At 39.8% G+C, this 21,265-nt stretch carries 13 protein-coding genes; 5 read left to right on the forward strand and 8 right to left on the reverse strand.

Annotation, left to right across the window (positions count from 1 at the left end; genetic code table 11):
* Positions 1-29: 29 nt before the first annotated feature.
* The 8 genes from VB836_RS15785 to VB836_RS15820 all read right to left on the reverse strand — a co-directional run bounded on the left by VB836_RS15785 (position 30) and on the right by VB836_RS15820 (position 12,742).
* Positions 30-1,523 (reverse strand): aspartate aminotransferase family protein, encoded by a 1,494-nt coding sequence (locus tag VB836_RS15785; RefSeq protein ID WP_323220543.1) that lies wholly within the window; start codon positions 1,521-1,523, stop codon positions 30-32.
* 32 nt (positions 1,524-1,555) lie between these two features.
* A complete protein-coding gene (locus tag VB836_RS15790) occupies positions 1,556-2,449 on the reverse strand; it encodes a class I SAM-dependent DNA methyltransferase (RefSeq protein ID WP_323220545.1) in 894 nt (297 codons plus the stop codon).
* 44 nt (positions 2,450-2,493) lie between these two features.
* Positions 2,494-5,514: a thioester reductase domain-containing protein gene (locus VB836_RS15795; protein WP_323220547.1), complete on the reverse strand. Its 3,021-nt coding sequence runs from the start codon at positions 5,512-5,514 to the stop codon at positions 2,494-2,496.
* A gap of 2 nt (positions 5,515-5,516) precedes the next feature.
* Entirely contained in the window at positions 5,517-8,945 is a 3,429-nt protein-coding gene (locus VB836_RS15800; RefSeq protein WP_323220549.1) for a non-ribosomal peptide synthetase, read from the reverse strand.
* A gap of 285 nt (positions 8,946-9,230) precedes the next feature.
* Positions 9,231-10,259, reverse strand: coding sequence for a hypothetical protein (locus tag VB836_RS15805; RefSeq protein ID WP_323220551.1), 1,029 nt, complete (start codon positions 10,257-10,259; stop codon positions 9,231-9,233).
* A 35-nt stretch (positions 10,260-10,294) separates the two neighbouring features.
* Positions 10,295-11,566 carry an energy transducer TonB gene (locus tag VB836_RS15810; RefSeq protein WP_323220553.1) on the reverse strand — a complete coding sequence of 424 codons (1,272 nt, stop codon included), beginning with the start codon at positions 11,564-11,566 and terminating at the stop codon, positions 10,295-10,297.
* A gap of 53 nt (positions 11,567-11,619) precedes the next feature.
* Positions 11,620-12,045: an ExbD/TolR family protein gene (locus VB836_RS15815; protein WP_323220555.1), complete on the reverse strand. Its 426-nt coding sequence runs from the start codon at positions 12,043-12,045 to the stop codon at positions 11,620-11,622.
* Between the two features lie 37 nt (positions 12,046-12,082).
* A complete protein-coding gene (locus VB836_RS15820; protein ID WP_323220557.1) occupies positions 12,083-12,742 on the reverse strand; it encodes a MotA/TolQ/ExbB proton channel family protein in 660 nt (219 codons plus the stop codon).
* Positions 12,743-13,293: 551 nt separating this feature from the next.
* Between VB836_RS15820 and VB836_RS15825 the strand changes: the two genes are divergently transcribed.
* The 5 genes from VB836_RS15825 to VB836_RS15845 all read left to right on the forward strand — a co-directional run bounded on the left by VB836_RS15825 (position 13,294) and on the right by VB836_RS15845 (position 21,073).
* Positions 13,294-14,064 (forward strand): calcium-binding protein, encoded by a 771-nt coding sequence (locus tag VB836_RS15825; RefSeq protein WP_323220559.1) that lies wholly within the window; start codon positions 13,294-13,296, stop codon positions 14,062-14,064.
* Between the two features lie 129 nt (positions 14,065-14,193).
* Complete coding sequence (locus VB836_RS15830) at positions 14,194-16,920, forward strand: TonB-dependent receptor domain-containing protein (RefSeq protein ID WP_323220561.1); 2,727 nt, start codon at positions 14,194-14,196, stop codon at positions 16,918-16,920.
* The gene (locus VB836_RS15835; RefSeq protein WP_323220563.1) at positions 16,921-18,630 is read left to right on the forward strand and encodes an ABC transporter ATP-binding protein/permease; all 1,710 of its coding nucleotides are present in this window, start codon (positions 16,921-16,923) and stop codon (positions 18,628-18,630) included.
* On the forward strand, positions 18,614-20,302 hold the full coding sequence (locus VB836_RS15840; RefSeq protein ID WP_323220565.1) for an ABC transporter ATP-binding protein/permease: 1,689 nt from the start codon (positions 18,614-18,616) through the stop codon (positions 20,300-20,302). The genes VB836_RS15835 and VB836_RS15840 overlap by 17 nt, the downstream gene beginning before the upstream one ends.
* Before the next feature lie 96 nt (positions 20,303-20,398).
* Positions 20,399-21,073, forward strand: a complete 675-nt coding sequence (locus tag VB836_RS15845) for an SH3 domain-containing protein (RefSeq protein WP_323220567.1) — start codon at positions 20,399-20,401, stop codon at positions 21,071-21,073.
* The last annotated feature ends 192 nt before the right edge of the window (positions 21,074-21,265 follow it).

Genomic DNA, 21,265 nt, shown 5'->3' on the forward strand with positions numbered 1-21,265 from the left:
TGAATTCAGAAACCGGGTTTTTCGGGTTGTTAAGTTTGAAGAATTCCAGCTTCTTTGAGTTCAATTAAACTCTCTTGAAACTTCTGGAAGATGGTGTTAATATCTTCGTCTGTGTGAGCGGTTGATAAAAAACCTCCTTTATCTCCTCGACGCAGATGTATTCCTTTGGTGAGGAGATGGTAGGAGAGTAAGTTAATTGCTATGGGTGAAATTGAACTCTGTGACATGGCGATTGCAAAAAAGGAACCAAAATGAGTAAAATGTACGGGTATATTTTCAGATTTAATCGCTGTATTTAAGCGATTAACCAGTTTTAAAGTACGTTGGTTTAACTGTTCTTGCAGGGTTGAACCTTGCGTTTTTAAATGTAACAGTGCGGCTTTCGCTGCGGCTAAGGAGAGGGGATGTTTACAGAAAGTGCCAGCAAAAAAGGTTGTCTTTTCTGAAGGAGATGAATCATCCCCAAAGTTCCACATTCCGCCATCTATTTTATCAAGATAACGAGCTTTTCCGGCGAGAATTGACATCGGTAAACCACCCCCGACAATTTTACTATAGGTAACGATATCGGCTTCTACTCCAAACCAGGCTTGAGCGCCCCCTGGATGTACCCGAAATCCTGTCACCATTTCATCGAAAATTAGCGCAATTCCTTGTTCTTGGGTGAGACTTCTTAACTCTTTAAGAAAGTCTTTCGGCTGCAATTCTGGACAGCGACTTTGTACAGGTTCAACCAACACAGCCGCAATATTTTTATGCTCATATTTTAGCACATTTAACGAGTGAATATTACCATATTCAAGCACTAAAACATCTTTGGCTAAACTCGCTGGAATTCCTAATGCTGCGGGGATGGCTTGGGAGTCAATTGTTGATTTGAATCCGAAATTAATCGGACGGGCAATTAACTCTAGAAAGGGGTTTGATTGGGATTTTTGCTCAAGTTTTCTACGAATTGCTTTTTTAGCATATTCAGTGAGTTTTGCTCTAACCAGAGTTTGGTCATTATGACCATGATAGGAGTTGGTGAAAACTACTATTTTTTTGCGGTTTGTTGTGGTTCTGGCGATGCGAATTGCAGTCATTATTGCTTCGGTTCCAGTGTTACTAAATGTCACCCGTTCCATTCCGGTTAATTCACTCACCAGTTGAGCAACTTCACCTGCTAATTCTACTTGAGCGCCGATTTGAATTCCTTTTTCAAGTTGTTCTTGAATGGCTGCTTTAATAAACGGGGGATTGTGACCAAATAGATTAATTCCTAATCCCATTAAGATGTCAATATATTCGTTTCCGTCGATATCCCAGAGGCGAGAACCGAGAGAACGTTCAGCGACAATTGAGTAGCAAGCTTCTTTGATTTGGGGGTCAAAACTCAATCCTAAAGAGCTTTTATCGGCGAGAACTGAACGATAATCTTGAGCGTATTGTTTAGAATTTTGTGTGCGTTGGATGTAGGATTCAATCAGGGTTTCGATGTGTGATTGTGGGCTGTTATGGGTATCTTTTGTTTGGAGTTGCATTGCTGATTCAGTGGGGTAGGTTTTACACAACTTTAGTTGCTGTTTTTTAGACAAACAAAGTAAGCAGAATGATTATTATCAAGCTGTAAGTTTCCTTCGATTGTCCTAATTTCAACATCTACAAAGCCGACTTCTTTTAATACTTGTTTCACTTCTGTTGCAGAATAGCCTCGAACTTTATAGATGATTTCTGAACGTTGCCAATCTGTCTCCCAGGATGAAAATTGATTGAGTATTTTTAGTCTAAATCGGGTTAATCTCCTTAAACTTAAGAGTTTATACAGTAAAGCTTTAAACTGTTTTTGAAGTGATACTAAGGGTGAATATCGTTTCTGACTGGGACGTTTATAAATGGTAACTTTAAAATAGCCAAGCTGATCATTCGTGTTATAATTAGGAGTGATCGTCCAAGCAAAATGGTTTTCAATTTCCCCTTCAACTAAATGACCTTTCCACCATTTTTCCATCTGTCCTTGATGGTTGATATCAAATAAAAATAGACCGTTTTCTTTCAAAGATGAATAGACATTCTTAAAAACCAGTCTGAGTTCTTCTAACTCTAAGATATGGTTAAGAGAAGCACTGGTTGAAAAAGCCGCATCAAAACATTCTGGAAGTTCAAAATTACGAGCATCACCGAGTATAAATTGAGCTTTCGGAGCATTTTTACGCGCATATTCTAACATTTCTTCTGAACCGTCAAACCCCGTCAGTTGATAGCCTTTCTCAGACAATTTCTTCATTAAATGTCCAGTTCCACAACATAAATCAAGAATTTCTGCATTTTGAGACAGGTAAGGAAGCAACATTTTTTCAATTGGTTGCAGTTGGTTTTTACAATATTCAGGCCCCATTGTGGTATTGTATAACCAAGCCCAATTGTCATATTCGTTATAGCGTTCTTGAAGATTCATATCTGAAACCATAATTGTAATTTTCACTCCGAATAAATTATTTTTTAGAGTTGTTGTCAATTCACTTTTTGAACTAATTGAGAGATGTAGGTTTTGAGCAAGTTAGCATCAATCGGGGGACAAGTGATTGATGTTTCGGCTAAACCTTTGATTGTATTTTGACAGTTTAATTTTAGATTCATTGATTTTTCCTTTGCTTTTTGAGAGGAGGTTGGTGAGAACAGCGAAACTAAGGGATAAAGGGGGTGTTCGGGTGAACGTTTTGCTATCTCTAACAGTTTGCTGTACCACTGTTGATAGGGGATTCTTTGAATGGGATAACCCATTAAACCCAGTTGTTCAAACAGTAGATTTGATGAAACAGGTTGAGGATGAATGAGATGAAATGCTTTTCCAATAAATTCCTGCTTTTGTGAGAGATGAACAAGGGCTTTACTTGCATAATCAACAGGTATGATGTCTAATAACATTTCTCCTTCCGGTGCGCTACCGAGTTGGATATAACCTAACATTAATCGATAGAGAAAATCGTTATTGTTAAAGTAGCCTGTTTGACTGCTTCCAGATATTGGCCCTATGCGATAAATGCTGCTAGGAAGTCCTCGTTGTGCTGCAATTTTAACTAATTTTTCCGCTACCCATTTACTTTGAGAATAGCCACCGTTGGGAACTTCTCCGATTTCTAAATCATCCTGTTCATTAATCACTTTAACTTGAGAATATTCGTTAAAGTTAAACACACTAACGCTTGAAATAAAATGTACAGGTTTGGTTTTAGATTGACAAGCTAATCGTAAAATTTCTTGGGTTCCCAAAACGTTAGTTTGCTTCAAAAGTGAATAGGGGGAAGCGTGATGTACCCAAGCGCCGTTATGATAAATGACATCTATTTCATCTGCTAATTGCTGAAATTGCTCAGAAGATAAACCGAAAATAGGTTGTGATAAATCTCCTCTAATGGGGATAATTCTAGGTTTGAATGACTCATCCCACAGAGAAGCAGACTTGAGAACATTTTTGAGCTTATCTTCTGTGAGTTCAGGTTGTTCACTGCGAACTAAACAATAGATTTTAGCTTCTGTTTTGTGTAGCAGTTCGTTGAGTAAAAAGCTTCCTAAAAAACCTGTTGCACCTGTTAATAAGATAGTTTTAGGTTGATTTCCTACAATCACATAATTTTGAGGATAAATACTTTCATCTAATGTTGCTTCTGCTTTCAGATAATCTAATGTTATTTTCTGCTGATTTTGATTGTTCAGATAGTTAATAATTTCCGGTTTACGTTCTTTGAGTTGTGTTTTCATCGTAGACGTTAGCACTCCTTTCGGAGCGTTACATCGGAGGATATCACCTTCTGTATGAATTTTAATATCCAATTGACTCAGTTTTGATAAAAACTCAGAAATAGGTTGCTGTAATTCTTGATGGGGATAACTAACCGAAAAATTGAGATTAACCGCATTTTCTGAATTGGCTTGTAAAATCATTTCTTGGCAACCAAACAAACGCTGACTCATAATATTTTGAGTTTTACAATATTCAATCACTTTATTAGATTCTAAAATCGGTTTAGATTCTGGGGTATATTGAATTGAGGTAATAAAAGTTAGCCAGGGTTCTTGTCCCATCGCATAAATATAAACCTGTTGAGGGTTTAATTGATTGATAAGTTTAATAGCTTTGTGACTATCTGAACCATCTAATCTGCGAGTTTGTGCTATTTTTCGAGGGATAGATTGAGTTAATAACGAACCATAAGCCCAAGTAAAAGGTGCGCCTTCACATTCCATTCCAATAAACAAAATATCGAGTCTTTTTATTAAGCTTGAGAGATGTTGATAAAGTTGAGGTTCGATATTATTAGAGTCAGCCGCACACAAAATAGAACGATTTTTAACTTGGATTAAATAAGCTGTTTTTGCTGCAATATTTAAGTCTCCATGTTCGCCTAAAACGGGTAAACTGACAATCTCCCCTTGCGGAATTTCTATCACTTCTAATTCATCAATTTCTATAACGTTCCTAAAGCCTATTTGTTGTAAGATTAACTTTAAAGATGGATCGATGAGTACACCTTTATTACTTTTCGGAACGATAATATTTTTAATTTTATATCGTAACTGTAACAAGGTTTCAAACATCACATGATCTTGATGATTATGTGTGATTAAAGCATAGTCAATCGTTGGGGGTAAATCTGCATAACTGTAACGATAAATTCCATCGAGAGTGTGATAACTCACTAAAGGATCACATAAAATACTAATATCTTCAGTTTCAATTAAAATACAAGCATGACCAAAATAACGCACTCTTACATCATTTCCTTGATATTTGGGTTGAGAAGGGGGAGGAGTTTCTGTAAATAAAGAAGTAAATAACGGTTCATTTTGAGGTGGAATTTCTAGCAAGTCTAAAATGTCTTGATAAGCTTGCGGCTTTTCTCTCATCTGAACAAGTTTATCCAGTCGTTTATCGGCAAAAGATAGGTTTAAATGTAAGGAATTTTCATCGGCTAAACGGGGGGTACTGAGTACAAAAGAACGTTGATCAATATTTCCTAAAGATAATGCTACACTTTGAAACGCTGGATTATAATATTGACTTCGGTATAACAGTCCTTCTATCAATCGAATTGAAGGGGTATTTTGAGTATCATAAACTAACTCAATATATCCTTTTAAAGCTTCAGGAACTTTTTGATAAAATGGTTCTAAAGAATAGCCTTTTGCTTCTTCTATTAACACTTTTTCTAAGTGTTTAATCGCTTGTTCTAACTCTAACAGTGCGGCTAATTTATCTTTTGTTGTTTCCCATAACGCTTTAAGTTCATCTAACCGACTTTCATCATAGTTAATAAATGGCGCCCCTAGCATTGCTGGATTTTTTAACGCATCTTGATGAACTTGAGGCGCCGCAATAAATGATTCTAGGATTTTCAGATGAGAATTAGCCACATAAAAAGCGGCTGTTGCAGGTGGTATTAAATAAGACCAAGCATACCATTGATTAAAAAGCGGTTCAATGATGACATTGGGTTTAAGATAGACTGGGTTTGTTTGGTGTGAAATTATCATGGTTAAAATTCGATTTCTTCTCGTTCTTCTTCGGTTTCTATAGGGGTTTGTAATTTATTGATTGTCTGTTTTTTCTGCAACAATTCTGCTAAACTGGCGACGTTGGATGCTTCAAACAAGTCGATTACAGTTATATGAACGGGAAATCTAGGTAATAACTGAGCGATTAATTGAGTGGCTAACAATGAATGTCCGCCTAACTCAAAAAAGTCATCATATATTCCAACTCCTTCAACTTCAAGCACTTTGGCGAAAATCTCAGCTAATATTTCTTCTGTTGGGTTGCGAGGTGCAACAAATTCTTCTGAGGTTGAAGGTTCTTGATATAGGTTTGATAAGGCTTGATGATCAACTTTTCCGTTGGGTGTTAAGGGTATGGTTTCCAATTCAACAAAACTGATCGGAATCATGTATTCTGGTAACTTTTCTTTGAGGAAATTTCGCAGTTCTTTTGAGGTTAAATTGACGCCTGACTTCACCACAAAGTAAGCCACTAATCTTTTATCTTTTCTGGGTTCTTCTTGAACAATAACAACGCTATTTCTGACTTGGGGATGTTGGTTTAATAAAACTTCTATCTCTCCGGGTTCTATGCGAAAACCGCGAATTTTGACTTGATGATCAACCCGTCCAAATAGCTTAATACTTCCATCCGGTAAATAACCCGCTAAATCTCCGGTTTTATACAAACGATTTGAACTATTCTCAAACTCAGAGGGCGAATAAAAAGGATTGGGAATAAACGTCTGTGCAGTTTTTTCGGGTTGGTTTAAATAACCTCGCGCTAACCCAACTCCTGCGATATAAAGTTCACCTAAAACCCCAACAGGAACTGGTTGTAAATGACTATCTAAAACGTAAAGCTGTTTATTCGTACTGGGGCGAATTGTCGGTTGATTTGAATAGCCATTTCCACACTCAACCATACTTGCATTTACTGTTACTTCTGTTGGCCCGTAAGCGTTAATAAAACGGCGATTTTTTGACCAATGATTAATCAAATCAACGCTCGGTGCTTCCCCTCCGACTAACACCATTTCTAAAGCAGGTAAATTTTCAAAAGGAGTCGCGGCTAAAGCTGAGGGAGTAATGGTAATATGAGTAATATTTTTATTGCGTAAAAGTGTTAATAATTCTTTTCCTGGGAGTAAGGTTTCAACGGGTGCTAAACAGAGTTTTCCGCCGCTTGCTAACGCCATGATTATTTCAGGAATAGACGCATCAAAGCTAAAGGAAAAGAATTGAAGAACACAGCTATCAGCATGAACTTGACAGACGCGAATTTTGTCTTCTGTGAGGTGAACTAACCCGTTGTGAGGAATGAGAACACCTTTGGGAAGTCCTGTAGAACCGGAAGTATAAATCAGATAAGCGAGGTGATCAGGTGAAACTGAAACTTGGGGATTTTCTGGGGGTTCTTTACTGATAATATTCCAGTCTTTATCTAAACAAATAACATCTAAATCAGAGGTTTGAGAAATAGACAGATGAGATTGAGTTAATAAGACTGAAATTTGTGAGTCTTCCACCATGTAGGCGAGTCGTTCTGCGGGATAATTTGCATCCAGGGGAAGATAAGCACCCCCCGCTTTAAAGACGCCTAAAAGGGCGATAATCATCTCAAAGGAACGCTCAACACAAATCCCAACTTTTACTTCTGGTTTGACTCCTTTTTGGATTAAATAATGGGCGAGTTGATTACTGCGTTGGTTGAGTTCTTGATAGGTTAATTGTTCGTCTTTAAATATTAAAGCAACTGCATCGGGAGTTTGATTAACTTGCTGTTCAAACAGATGATGAAAGCATAAATGTTCTGTATAGTTTTTCTGAGTTTGGTTCCAAGCTTTTAAAATTTGATGCTGTTCACTGGGGGTTAATAGGGATAACTCACCAATTCGTTTATCTGGGTTTTTAACTATTTCTTCTAATAAGGTTTGAAAATGTTCAACCAGACGAGAAATTGTTTCTGCTTTAAATAAATCTTGGTTGTATTCAAACCCCCCGACTAATTCTGATGAGGTTTCATAGATATCTAAACTTAAATCTAATTTAGCAGTTGGGTTTGTTTGTTTGAGAGAACTTAAACTTAAATCGGGTAATTTAAAATCAGCTTGGGGAGCATTTTCGAGTCTAAATTTAACTTGAAATAAAGGATTATAACTGAGATCGCGTTCAGGATGGAGGTGTTCAACCAGTTTTTCAAAGGGTAAGTCTTGATGATCGTAGGCTTCCCAAGTTGTCTTTTTAACACGCTGAAGAAACTCTCGAAAGGTTGGGTTTCCTTTTAAAGAACTTCGCAAGACTAAGGTATTGACAAAAAAGCCGATTAATCCTTCTATTTCTTTGCGGTTACGATTCGCAACGGGAGAACCAACGATAATATCTTCTAAACCTGTATAACGGTAAAGTAAGACGTTAAATACTGCTAATAATATAACAAATAAAGTAACCCCTTCTGCTTGGCTAATAGCCTTTATTTTATGGGTTAAATGTTCAGAAATTACAAAGGTTTGATTGTCTCCTCGAAAGCTTTGAACTCGACTCCGGGGAAAATCGCTGGGAAGTTGCAAAACGGGTAAGGTTCCCTGAAGTTGTTGTTTCCAATAGGAGAGTTGTTTCTCTAAAACTTCGCCTTGTAACCACTGACGTTGCGAAATTGCAAAGTCTGCATATTGCAGGGATAATTCGGGTAAAGGTGAAGGTTTATCCTCACAAAATGCTGTGTAAATTGTGACGAGTTCTCGGATAAATATTTCCATTGACCAACCATCGGAAATAATATGGTGCATTGTTAATAACACCACAAATTCGGCTTGTTCTAGTTTTAATAAGGTGACTTTTAATAATAAATTTTTTACTAAATTAAAGGGTTTTTGTGCTTCTTCAGTCATTAAACGAATGACTTCTGCTTCCTGTTCTGTTTTGTCTAAAGGCTGTAAGTTAAAGTGAGAAATTTCTAGGGTTGCATTCTCAGAAATAACCTGAACAGGTTGACCATCCTGTATAATAAAGTTGGTGCGTAATATCTCGTGTCTTCGGATGATTTCATTGAGGCTTTTTTCAAACAACTCAATATTTAATTCTCCAGTTAAACGGACTGCACTGGGAATGGTATAAGTCGCTGTATCGGGTTGAAGTTGTTCTAAAAACCAAAGTCGCTGTTGAGCGAAAGAAAGGGGTAAATTTTGTTGACGGGAGACGGGTTGAATGGCTTCTAACGGACTTTGAACAGACTGCTGAACTTGACTAATAAAGCTGATAATTTCGCTTTTACGTTGCTTGAGTTGATGAATTAAATCATCGGTTAATCGTTCTTCTGGCGCACTGAACCGTAACCGTTTTTCTAGATTGGTATTTTTGTCTGCACCCTCGACCCATAGTTTGACATCCAAACGGTACAGGTCTAATAAAAATTCGTCAATTGATTTCATAATTAAGATTGAATGTCATTAATTTACAGTCAAAGGTTTACATACAGCATGATGCCATTGGATGAATGATAGTAGTGCAAGCGTCCTCGCTTGCTGGTTTCTACACAGAACCCAAAACAGGGCGGGTTTATAGAGGTTGTCTGTGGGAAGACATTAATTTTGGCGGAACCCGCCCCTACAGTTTTTGAGAAAAATTCTTAAAAGACTTTAACATATTCTTTTTGTTTTAGCAAGGAAAATTGATTCATTTAACCACAGTCAACTAAACAATAGAAAATTCAAAAATTATTGCTGAAATTGACCGTTTTCCCAGGTTCCTTCTACACGAGTACCGTCTGCATAAACATAGGTTCCTTTGCCATGTTTTTTCCCGTCTTTAAACTCCCCTTGATATTGATCGCCATCAGCATATTTACAAACAGCCTGACCGTTAAAATTGCCTGCTTGAAGTTCCCCTTCACAGCGATCGCCATTCGCAAACGTATAAACCCCTTTGCCGCTAATTTGACCGTCTTTAAATTCCCCTTCATAACGATTGCCATTGGCAAAAGTTAATACCCCTTCTCCTTGAGGTTTTCCCGCTTGAAATTCTCCTTGATAGCGATTACCATTAGAATATTCTCGCACACCTTTACCCTGAAATTGCCCGTCGCTAAATTCTCCTTGATACTGTCCGCCTTCGGCATAAGTATAAGTTCCTTTACCCTGAAATTGTCCGTTATTAAATAGTCCTTCATAGCGATCGCCATTCGCCAAGACATAAACCCCTTTACCCTGGCGGCGACCCCCAACTAATTCCCCTTCATAACGGTTTCCAGAGGAATATTCACAAACGCCTTGACCATTGAGTTGACCCTCTTTCACCTCACCTTCACAGCGATCGCCATTCGGTGTAATATAAACCCCTTTTCCGCTCGGTGATCCGGCGTTAAATTCTCCCTCATAACGAGCGCCATTCGCCGAAATAAACACACCCTGACCTTGAAATGCACCCGTTACAACTTCCCCTTCATAGCGATCGCCATTGGCAAACTCCCAGACTCCTTTTCCGTTAAATTCACCCGCTAAAAATTCCCCTTCATAGCGACCGCCATCCGCAAACGTATAAACCCCAATTCCTTCAGGTTTTCCCTCTGAAAAATTTCCTTCATATTTTGCACCATTTGGATATTCACAGACTCCTTTTCCGTTTAATTTACCATTACTAACTTCCCCTTGACAACGAGTTCCATCTGGGGTTTTAATTTCGGCTGCCTTAACAGTAACTCCCCAAAATAAAAGTGTAATGATTAATAAATAGATAAAAGGAAACATGGCTAATCAATTTTTTGATAAACTGCAATTTTTTGTTAGTTTAAGGTAAACTGAATGGGTAAACGAACTGGGCGACTTGCACCGCCATCGGGAGGCAAAAATCGCATCCGAGAAGCAGCTTCGATCGCAGCTTCATCGAGATCAGTATTTCCACTCGACTGCACAATTTCCAATTGAGCAACTCGACCATCTGTTCCCACCAAACCCCGAACAATTGCCGTTCCCTCAACGCCCTGATCTCGGAGACTGTTAGGATATCGCGGCACACAGTTATCGACACAACTCAACCGTCCACCCCCTCCATAAGCCGTGTCCGTCTCATTTCCCGCGCTGTTGCCTGTCCCCCCCTCGACCCCATCGGGACGCCCAGGCGCCTCACCCCCTCGGCCATCTAAGGGGGAACCGCCAAACGCCTGATCTCCTGTGCCGGGAGTTTGCCCACCTGTGGGACTCTCACCGCTTCCAATTCCGGCAAAAGACCCTTCTAAACCGGAGGGAGAACCCCCAGTTCCGGGTTGAGGAACGGCACCTTGAGACGGTTGCGATCGCTCGGCTGCTGCACCCAAAGCGGCTGTATCATTGGCTGTTGGGGTTTCTGTGGGGGTGTTGGCGGCTCCGCCCTCGACTTCTAACTCACCCAGGGGACTGGTGAGGGGGGCATCTGGGGCAATATCCGCTTCGGCAAGGGGTTCAGGGGGGGCTAAGTCTGCTAGAGGTTCGGGCGGGGGGTTATCCGCTAACGGTTCGGGTTCGCTCAAGGGTTCCTCTGACATCGCCGCTAAGGGATCTGCGGCGGGTGGGGGTTCTTCGGCGAAGGGTTCCGGTTCCGGCGGAGCAATGGGTGCAGGTTCAGGGGGCGGTTGTTCGGCGACGGGTTCGGGTTCAGCTTCAGGAAGGCTTTGTAGGTCTGCTGGGGCTGGCTGTAATGATTCAGTTTCCGGTTGATCGACCGGAGGATCTACAGAGGCGAATTCTTCAACAACTTCTTCAACAATTTCTTCGGGAATTTCTTCCGGTTCTTCAACAATTTCTTCGGGAATTTCTTCAACTACTTCTTCGGGTTCTTCGACGATTTCTTCGGGTTCCGGTTCAACTTGTTCTTCTTCGACGACCTCTTCTTCAACGACGATAAATTCTATGGCATCTTCTTCAACAATTTCGAGTTCTCGATCCAGAAAACCACTGAACGCCAAAGCAAACAGTCCGCCATGAATTAGGGCTGATGCAACTAGACCTGCGATGATCCAGAGTTTGACTTTTTGCTCGTCTTTATGTCGTTGTTCAATGCAAGTTTCTGAGAGACTCATAACTGAAAAATTGAAAGAGCAACTATTCTGAGGAATATTAGGATTTTAAATCTTTAATTCTCTCCTGGAGAATCAGGTTTTTTGGTGGCGATCGCCAGTTTTGCCCCTTCTACTCGTCGGATTTGATCCATCACTTCCACAACGGTTCCGTGATTAACAGCCTCGTCTGCATTTAGGATCACAATTCGAGTTTCATTACCCGGAATAAGTTTTCGCACTTCCTGTTCCAGTTGTTGAACGGCGAGGCTTTCGCGATTAAGTGCGACTTTTCCTTCGCTGTCAATCGTAACAGCAATTTGTTCGGTTTGTTGCTGTTGAGATGTTGAGGCTTTGGGCAGGTTAACGGGTAATCCTTCTGAGCGGGTTAAAAATAGGCTAGAAATAATGAAAAATGCCAAGATTGAGAAAATCACATCAATCATCGGCACGATGTTAATTTCTGCCGGACGATCCGCTTCGTCATCCATGAGGTTGATCATAAATTTAGCTATCTATAAGGATCTAAAACGTTTTGAATTAGGCTTTATGAACGAGGGCATTATTTCGCAATTTATCATATTCATATTTGCGACGATACAGGAGTTCGAGTTGACCTCCGTATTCTTGAATCAGGGCAACTTGCCGTTTATAAAAGGCGCGAAAGGTATTGGCAAATAAAAGGGTAAAGATTGCTACAATCAATCCCAATACGGTAGAAGCTAAAGCCTCGGTAATTCCTCCTGTTACCCCTGTACTGCTACTTCCTTGAACATCACCAATTCGCAGAGAAGAAAATGCAGTCATTAATCCTAAAACGGTTCCCAATAATCCCAGTAACGGGGAAACAGCAATAATGGTGTCAAACACACTATTAAAGCGGCGTAAAACCGGAAGTTCGGCTTGGGCGGCACTCTCGATCGCGATGCGAAATTCTTCGGGGTTCGGTTCTTCAAGTTCGAGGGCTTCGAGAAAAATTCTCGCAATGGGAAGATCGACATTCAGTTGCAGAAGGTCTATAGCCTGTTGGGGATAGGACTTATAGAGTTTGAGGGCTTCTCGCACGACTTGACTTTGACGCCGCCAGATGCGGAACCAAAAAAAACCCCGCTCGATCACAAAGGCGATCGCTAATATAGAGAATACAAGCAACGGCCACGCCACGATGCCTGCATCCTGCACTAAACTACTGACTTGCATGGAACTCGCTTTCTGAGGTAGACAATGAAACTCCTAACGGATGCTTTACGTTATACCACTATCTCTGCTAAATGAAAAGTCTTATCAATAAGATTTTAAGATTGACTAGCAGTTGACAAGAGGATAAAGAATCGGTACACTCTACCTTTGCCGAGTCTGACCAAGAAAAAAAGATACTCTCAGACTGGCTACAAGTGCATCAAGTCAAGGCTATCACTGAGTTTTGGAGGTTGGAACTGTGAGCCTACGGGTGAACGGTCGGATCAGTTCCGCCTGTTGAACCGGAGTCAAAAGTCGCTGATTTAGATGAGAGTAAAAATTGTTAAATTTTGAGAAAACTTGAGAATGACTGAAAATAGTCTGGAGAAAGTCCCAATATTTGATACACTCAATGAAATTAAAAAGATTTAATCTTATCTGTTTGTAAGGGTAGAGCATCTGTAATGCCAACTGTTGCAACTGACTGAAGTGGCATTCCTCAATCTTGATAGCCTTTCAATCCAGTCCGCTATAATCTAAGCTGTTTTATTAATTGAGAAAGATTCTTAAACATGACCAGTAACTTTGATCCCTCCAGTAACGTTTTCCAACTGACTCCAGGCCCCGATGTCTTCACTGTACTCACAGGACAGCTTGCCAACTTCCCAGGAGGTTTAGCGGCTTTAGCTGGGAATGACAGTGTAACGGGTTCAGCGAGTAACGACTTGATCAATGGAAATCAAGATCGAGACACCCTATCCGGGGGAGGGGGGAACGACACCTTGTTTGGCGGTATCGGAGAAGATGAACTGTTTGGACAGCTTGGCAATGACACCTTGTATGGAAACAAAGGGTTAGATAACCTCGATGGCGGAGACGGAAATGATTTGTTATTCGGAGGTTTAGATCGAGATGCTTTAGTGGGTGGCTTAGGAAATGATACCCTCTCCGGTGATAAAGGAGAAGATTATCTCATCGGAAATCAAGGTGCGGATGTCTTTGTTTTGAGTTCGGAAGGGCCGGGAGTATCCAATCAATTTGGTGATTTTATCCTAGACTTTGATAACACTGATTCGATTGGATTAGCCCCAGGATTAACCGCAGGTAATCTAAGATTTAGTGAGGAAAGTATTAATATTGAAGACACCTTAGAGTTGTTGCCTTTTGATTTAGGTTTAGCAGATTTAGCAGAACAAGGTGTTTTTAATCTCAGTTCTCTATTTAATGCTGCGGGTAGTGTTAGATATACAGAAATTTCGACAAACAGTGGCGAGGTCTTAGCGGCAGTCGTCAATCAAACTCCTGAATCTTTATCCAGTCGCATCATTTCTGTACAGTTGTAAACATTAAATCTTTTCGTTGAGAGAGATAGAAGTTGAAGTTTATATAAACCTCTATTTTCTCTCAAAACCTTTTCTTTAGCTCGATTGTTCGCCTTAGTTTTGTGGACTTAGCCGCCTCAATTTTTTCTAATGAAATTAGATGAAAATTACCTGTCATTTTTCTTAGCCACCTTGCTCAGTATGGGGGTGACGCCAGTTGCTTTTGCTGAGTCCACTTGTTTAGCAGAAGAACGCGAACGTCAAGCCGAGGAATTAACTTCTGAAGATGAAATACCAAATAACTGTCAATCACCCTCCGAACAACTCACTGCAACTCAGGCATTAACAATCAGTTTATATGAACCCGAAGTTTCAGAGGTTTCAAGTATTCAAGAAATAGAAGAACCTTTCACAGAAGCTAAATATCTTTCTCCAGAATTCTCACCTCCTCCCCCTCAAACCTTTCAAGTCACCCAAGCCGAATCAGCCGTTGTACAAATTACTGGAGTGAGTTTAAATCCGACACCTGGAGGCGTAGATATTGTCTTAGAAACAGCGAGTCAAACCACACTGCAAACCTCAACTTCTATAGACGGAAATACATTAACCACTGAAGTTTCTAATGCGGTATTAGCTTTACCGAGTGGGGGAAGTTTTCAAGCCGAAAATCCAGCCACCGGAATTATTTCTGTTCGAGTCCAACAAATCAGTGAAAATCTGGTTCAAGTGATTATTGTTGGAGAAGATGCGATTCCGACTGTAACGGTTAATCCTCGTGATACAGGTTTAGTTTTAAGTGTTACTCCCGAAGAAATTATTCAAATCACAGTAACCGCCACCCGAACCGAAGAAAATCCTGATGATATTTCTCGCTCGATTACCATTATTGAACGAGAACAAATTGAACAACAGAGCAATATGTCAATTAACTTAAGAGAAATTCTCGCTCGAGAAGTTCCAGGATTTTCGCCCCCAGATTTACAACGAAACCAAAATGGAACATTGCGAGGGCGTCCGCCTTCTTATTTAATTGATGGTGTACCGATTGATTCTAACGGAATTCGAGGTTCATTTTTAAATATTTCTCCCGATGCGATTGAACGAATTGAAGTAATACGCGGCCCAAACGCCGTTTATGGTTCAGAAGCAACAGGCGGAACCATTAACTTTGTGACTCGAAGACCCTCGGAAGTACCTGTTACAAATATTAGAGTCGGCGCTGATTTTTCCGGGGCAGATAATTCGTTTTTTGAGGGAGATAGTGATGGGAATGTGCTGGAATATTCTCTGTCGGGTGCGATTTCTCCTAAAGTTGGTTTTCGGGTAAATTTTTCCCGAGAGCGAACCGAAACCTATTATGATGGTGAAGGAGATCCGATTTTTAATTTTCGCCCCCTAGATAAGAGTGAAGCCTTTAATGCTTTAGCGAGTTTAGGGATTTATTTTACTGAAAAACAACGACTAAATTTCACGTTTAACTATTACTATAATGAGCGAGCTGAGAATAATTTAATTCTCGATCAAAGCGTTAATGAACTTCCGGCAGGAACCAGTAAAGCTAGAGCGATAGAAGTCGGAAATCAAGACTTTATTGATACCAATCCAGCGTTTAATCGTAATACGTTGGCGAATCTAGTTTATAGCCATGACGATTTATTTTTTAATAGTCAAGTTCAGCTTCAAGCTTACTATACCTCAAAACCAGAATCCCAAGGAGTTCAAGATGGTCGAGTCTTGCTGCAAGAGGTTTATGTCAGTCAAATTGATGTCGAAAACTGGGGCGGACGTTTACAAGTTAATACGCCTTTATTTACCGGAGCGAGTTTATTTTGGGGAGCAGATTATAAACATGATCGACCGAGTAATACCTATGATATTATCGATGCGGAAGAATTTGATGAAAGTGGCGGACGAACGATTCGCAAAATTGATGAACGAACATTTATTCCTGAATACACGGTTGGAGAGTTAGGAATCTTTGGTCAATTCAAATGGGAACTGGGTCAAGATTGGGTGATTAATGCGGGTGCGCGTTATTCAAGTTTTGATGTTAGTATTCCTCAGTATACGAGTTTTGAAGGAATTGATGTTGAAGGAGGTGATTTAAACTTTAGTAATGTGGTCTTTAACTTGGGTACAGTTTATAAAATCACAGATCAATTTAATATTTTTGTCAACTTTTCTCAGGGATTTTCCTTACAACGATTTAGCGAGTTACTGACTTTTCCCCAAGAAGGATTTTCAATTTCAGAAGATGTTGATGATCTTCAGCCTCAAAAAGTAAGTAATTATGAACTCGGAGTTCGAGGAACTTGGTCAAGTTTTGAATTTACAGTTTCAGGTTTTTATAATGATTCAAAATTTGGGGTCGTTTCTATTGATCGGGGGGATGGTTTATTCTTACCTGTCCGCGCACCTAGACGGATTTATGGCGTAGAAGCAACGGTTGATTGGCAACCTTTTAATAAGTTAAGTTTAGGAGGTACAGTCAGTTGGCAAGAAGGAGATGTTGACGTAGAAGATGATGGAAATTATCTCGCAATTACCAGTACAGAAATTTCACCTTTAAAAGTGACTGCCTATGTTGAAAGTGAATTTATAAAAGGTTGGTTTAATCGTTTACAATTAATCGTGGTTGGCGATCGCGAAAGAGCCTTTGATGATGACATTGATTCCTCCCCAGTAGAGACTTACACTGTTGTTGATTTAATTAGTAGTATTCAAATCGGGCCGGGAACGTTCAATATTGGAATTGAAAATATATTTGACAACTTTTATTTCCCCGTAGAGTCTCAAGTTTTAGGAGGAACCAGTAATGATAACCGTCGTCCGGGTCGAGGTCGAACCCTTAGTTTTAATTACCGAGTTAGCTTTTAGATGAATCAGCAAATATCGCCCAAATTCTGGCAGCAATTCTGGATCATTGCCAAACTTTATTGGTCTTCTAGAAATCAGAAAAAAGCCAAAATATTACTTTTACTCCTGATTGCTTTATCCTTTATTAGCAGTGGATTTCTCGTCCTAGAAACATTACAAAGAGGAGAAATATTATCAGGTCTAGCGGCTCAAAATTATCAGCGATTTTGGCAAGCTACGTTACTCTTTTTTTGCTTGATTTTAATCGGTGTTCCTAGCCTCGGATTTAATAACTACATTCAAGGGAATTTAAGCTTACATTGGCGACGCTGGATGACTCGCAACTTTCTCGAACGATACTTAGATCATCAAGCCTTTTATCACCTCAACACCCATTCAGAAATTGATAACCCAGACCAACGAATTTCAGAAGATATTCGCGCTTTTACTCAACAATCTCTCTATTTTTTTGTTTTATTTTTAAACGCAGTTATACAGCTCATTTTCTTTATCGGGTTGCTGTGGTCAATCTCTCACTTTTTAACGCTATTTTTAGTATTTTATGCTTTAGTTGCAACTTTCATCGCTACCTTGATTTTTACTCGAACTTTAGCTAAAATAAATTATATTCAACTCCAAAAAGAAGCCGAACTTCGCTCCGGTTTAGTTCATGTTCAAGATGACGCGGAAGCGATCGCACTCTATCGGGGTCAATCCCAAGAATCCCAAGAACTTCATCATCGATTCTTACAAGTTTATCAAAACTTTAGCCGACTTATTCAATGGGAATTTAATCTCAGCTTATTTCAAAATAGCCTCCAATACATCACGTTTATTTTACCTGTTATTATTCTTTCACCGAGTATTCTATCAGGACAATTAGAAATAGGCGTTATCGCCCAATCTGAATCTGCATTTGGTCGCATTTGGTTCGCACTCAGTCTGATTCTGAATGAATTAGAAAACTTAAGTGCTTTAGCCGCATCAACAACCCGTTTATTTATTCTACATCAAGCTTTCCAAACTTCCAGTCAACCGTCCAAAAACTCCGTTATACAAATTCAAGAGAGTCAAAACTTGATCCTTGAAAATCTTACCTTAAAAACGCCAGACTATCAAAATACATTAATTAAAAACCTATCTCTGATTATTCAATCAAACGAATCTTTACTGATTACCGGAGCGAGTGGTGTTGGAAAAAGTTCTTTACTGCGTGCGATCGCAGGTTTATGGACATCTGGAGAAGGAAAAATAACTCGACCCCAGCGAGAACAAATGCTTTTTCTTCCTCAACGTCCTTATATGATTTTAGGATCTTTACGTCAGCAACTCCTCTATCCTCATCCAGAAAATCAGTTGAATGATCAACAATTACTCGATGTTCTCAAACAGGTTAATTTACCCGATATTTCTACTCAATACGGTGGGTTAGACATCATCAGAAAATGGTCACAAGTGCTTTCTATTGGAGAACAACAACGTCTAGCTTTTGCCAGATTACTACTACATCAACCCGAATACGCCATTTTAGATGAAGCAACCAGTGCATTAGATATAGACAATGAAGAATTACTCTATCAACATCTTCAAAAAACAGGAATTCATTTGATTAGTGTAGGTCATCGTTCCACCCTCTTCAAATATCATCAACGAGTGTTAGAACTATCAGGGGATTTGAATTGGCGTTTACTGAATTCTCACGAATATCAATTTTATGATCAAAAAAATTAATCTAAAACTCTGGGAAAAATGGTTATCCGTTGCTCATCTTTATTGGTCTTCTTATGAACAATGGGGTGCGATCTCTCTTTTAGTTGTAATTATTATTTTATCACTGCTGGTTTCGGGTTTATTAGTTGCAGTGGCTATTTTTTTAGGAGAAATAACATCAGCACTGGTTGCTCAAAACTCCCAACGTTTTCAGCAAGCATTACTCTTGTTTATCGGCGTGATTATCATCGGCACTTTCGCCTCTTCATTCAAACTGTATTGTCAAGCCAAATTAAGCCTATACTGGCGACGATGGCTAACGCATTACTTGATCAATTGCTATCTGGATAACTCTACCTTTTACTTCCTGAGTGAATCTTCGGAGATTGATAATCCTGATCAAAGAATTGCTGAAGATATTAAAACCTTTACTCAACAGTCGGTTATTTTATTCTCCAGTCTACTCGACTCTATTTTACAACTGATCGCTTTCACAGGTACACTCTGGTCAATTTCTCCTTTTTTAATGACTTTTCTCGTGAGTTATTCTCTCATCGGGACTGTATTTGCAACCGTGTTTTTTGGTCGAATCTTAGTCGGGATAAACTATAAACAACTTCAAAAAGAAGCGGACTTCCGTTATGGATTAATTCAAATTAGAGAACAAGCAGAATCTATCGCTTTTTATCAAGGTCAAAGCCAAGAATTCAAGATAGCTTGGAATAAATTTCAACAAGTTTTTATCAACTTCAAATATTTAATTATATGGCAACTGTATCTCAATCTTTTTCAAAATACTTACCAATACATCACATTTATCATTCCGGGATTAATTCTCGCGCCTCAGATTTTTTCTGGAGAACTAGAAGTCGGAATTGTTACCCAAGCTGGAACCGCATTTAAAACCATTTTAATTGCTCTGACCTTAATGATTGCTCAACTCGATAAACTTAGCCTTTTAGCAGCTACAGCGAATCGCTTAGAAAGATTAAAACAATTGATGAGCAACTTTCCGACTCTCAAATCCGATCAAACAACGATTGAAATCATTGAAAGTTCTCAACTCGCTTTTCAAAACCTTTGTTTACAAACGCCTGATCAGAAAAGAACAATCATCAACCATCTATCTTTTTCGATTTCTCCTCAAGAAAATCTGCTGATTATCGGAGCCAGTGGTGTCGGAAAAAGTTCGCTTTTACGAGCAATTGCAGGGTTAGGTCAATCGGGTTCAGGAGTCATTTTTCGACCCAAACCTGAAGAGATTTTATTCTTACCTCAACGTCCTTATGTGTTTCAAGGGTCTTTGCGTCGTCAATTACTTTATCCTCAAACCGAACCCAACATTTCTGATGAAAGACTTTATCACATTTTACAACAAGTTAATCTGAACAAATTAGCAGTCAAACGTTCAGATTTAGATAGAATCGAAGATTGGAGTCGAATTTTATCCACCGGAGAACAGCAGCGTTTAGCCTTTGCGCGTCTGTTTCTCTATCAACCTCGTTATGCAATATTAGATGAATCTACCAGTGCTTTAGATTCCGAAAACGAAGAATTCCTTTATCAACAACTGACCGATTTAAAAATCACCTATATTAGTGTTAGTCATCGTCTCACAATTTTGAAGTATCATCAATATCTCTTGAAACTAGAACCCAACCAAAATTCAATTGTTGTACCCATTCCCCAATAAATACAAACTTGTCCGTTCTTTCCGCACTCGTCACAATAACGGTATAGAATTGAACAGGCTTAGTGTTCAGTTTGTTAACCTTATCCCCTTATTTTGATGAGCGATACTGCCATTGTGAGAACCGAGGGTAATCCCTTAAATGTTCGCTCTAGCCCGAATGGTGAGATTATCGATAGTATCCCCAACGGTACCGAAGTTGTAGTGATAGGTTCTCCGGTGAAAGTGGGAAACTGGAATTGGGTATCAATTGGCCCGAATCGTTGGGTCGCGATGGAATTTTTAGTCCTGCGCCCCACTCCCAACACAGCCCAGCCTTCAACAACCGATGGACTCAGTGGGCCAAAAGTCGTGGCGACTCAAACCTCCCAATCTATTGCTGGAGGACTAAAGGTTTATCAGACCGAGTTAATCGATAGTGCAGGTCGTGTGATTAACCGAATACGCTGCATTTCCGGTCGAGTAGGCTTGCAAGAACCATCCAATTTCCCAGAGTCTCAAACCCCGATACCCTTTGGGATATACAGCTTTGATTATCCCGGTCATGTGGAGTACGCAGAAGGCGAATTTGGGGGCGTGTGGTCGCCTGTCACCCCAACCTTTGAAACCCAGCGAGGGGGATTTGGCATTCACTACGACCCTTCCGCCTTTGAAAACAACTCCCAAAGCGGAACAGCCGGCTGTTTAGCAACACCCACCCCCGAAGAGCGAGATGTGATGACCAATTTTATTATTCGCTACAAACCCACCCATTTAATTGTCCGGAAAGGTTAGGCAATCATCCAATGGTACGGGTAATTTTTGAATTACCCCTACAACTGATAACGGGTGACTGAAAATTGACATACTCCCACCGTTAATTGCTAAAGCAATTCTTCCGGGGGATTCTTAGATTCACACCTAAAAGTTTCTGCTTCACAGACTCTTGGCTAGGCATTACTGCCCCCGCTAGATCGTCTCCACAGA

This window comes from Limnoraphis robusta BA-68 BA1 (genome assembly GCF_034932365.1).
Classification (GTDB): domain Bacteria; phylum Cyanobacteriota; class Cyanobacteriia; order Cyanobacteriales; family Microcoleaceae; genus Capilliphycus; species Capilliphycus robustus.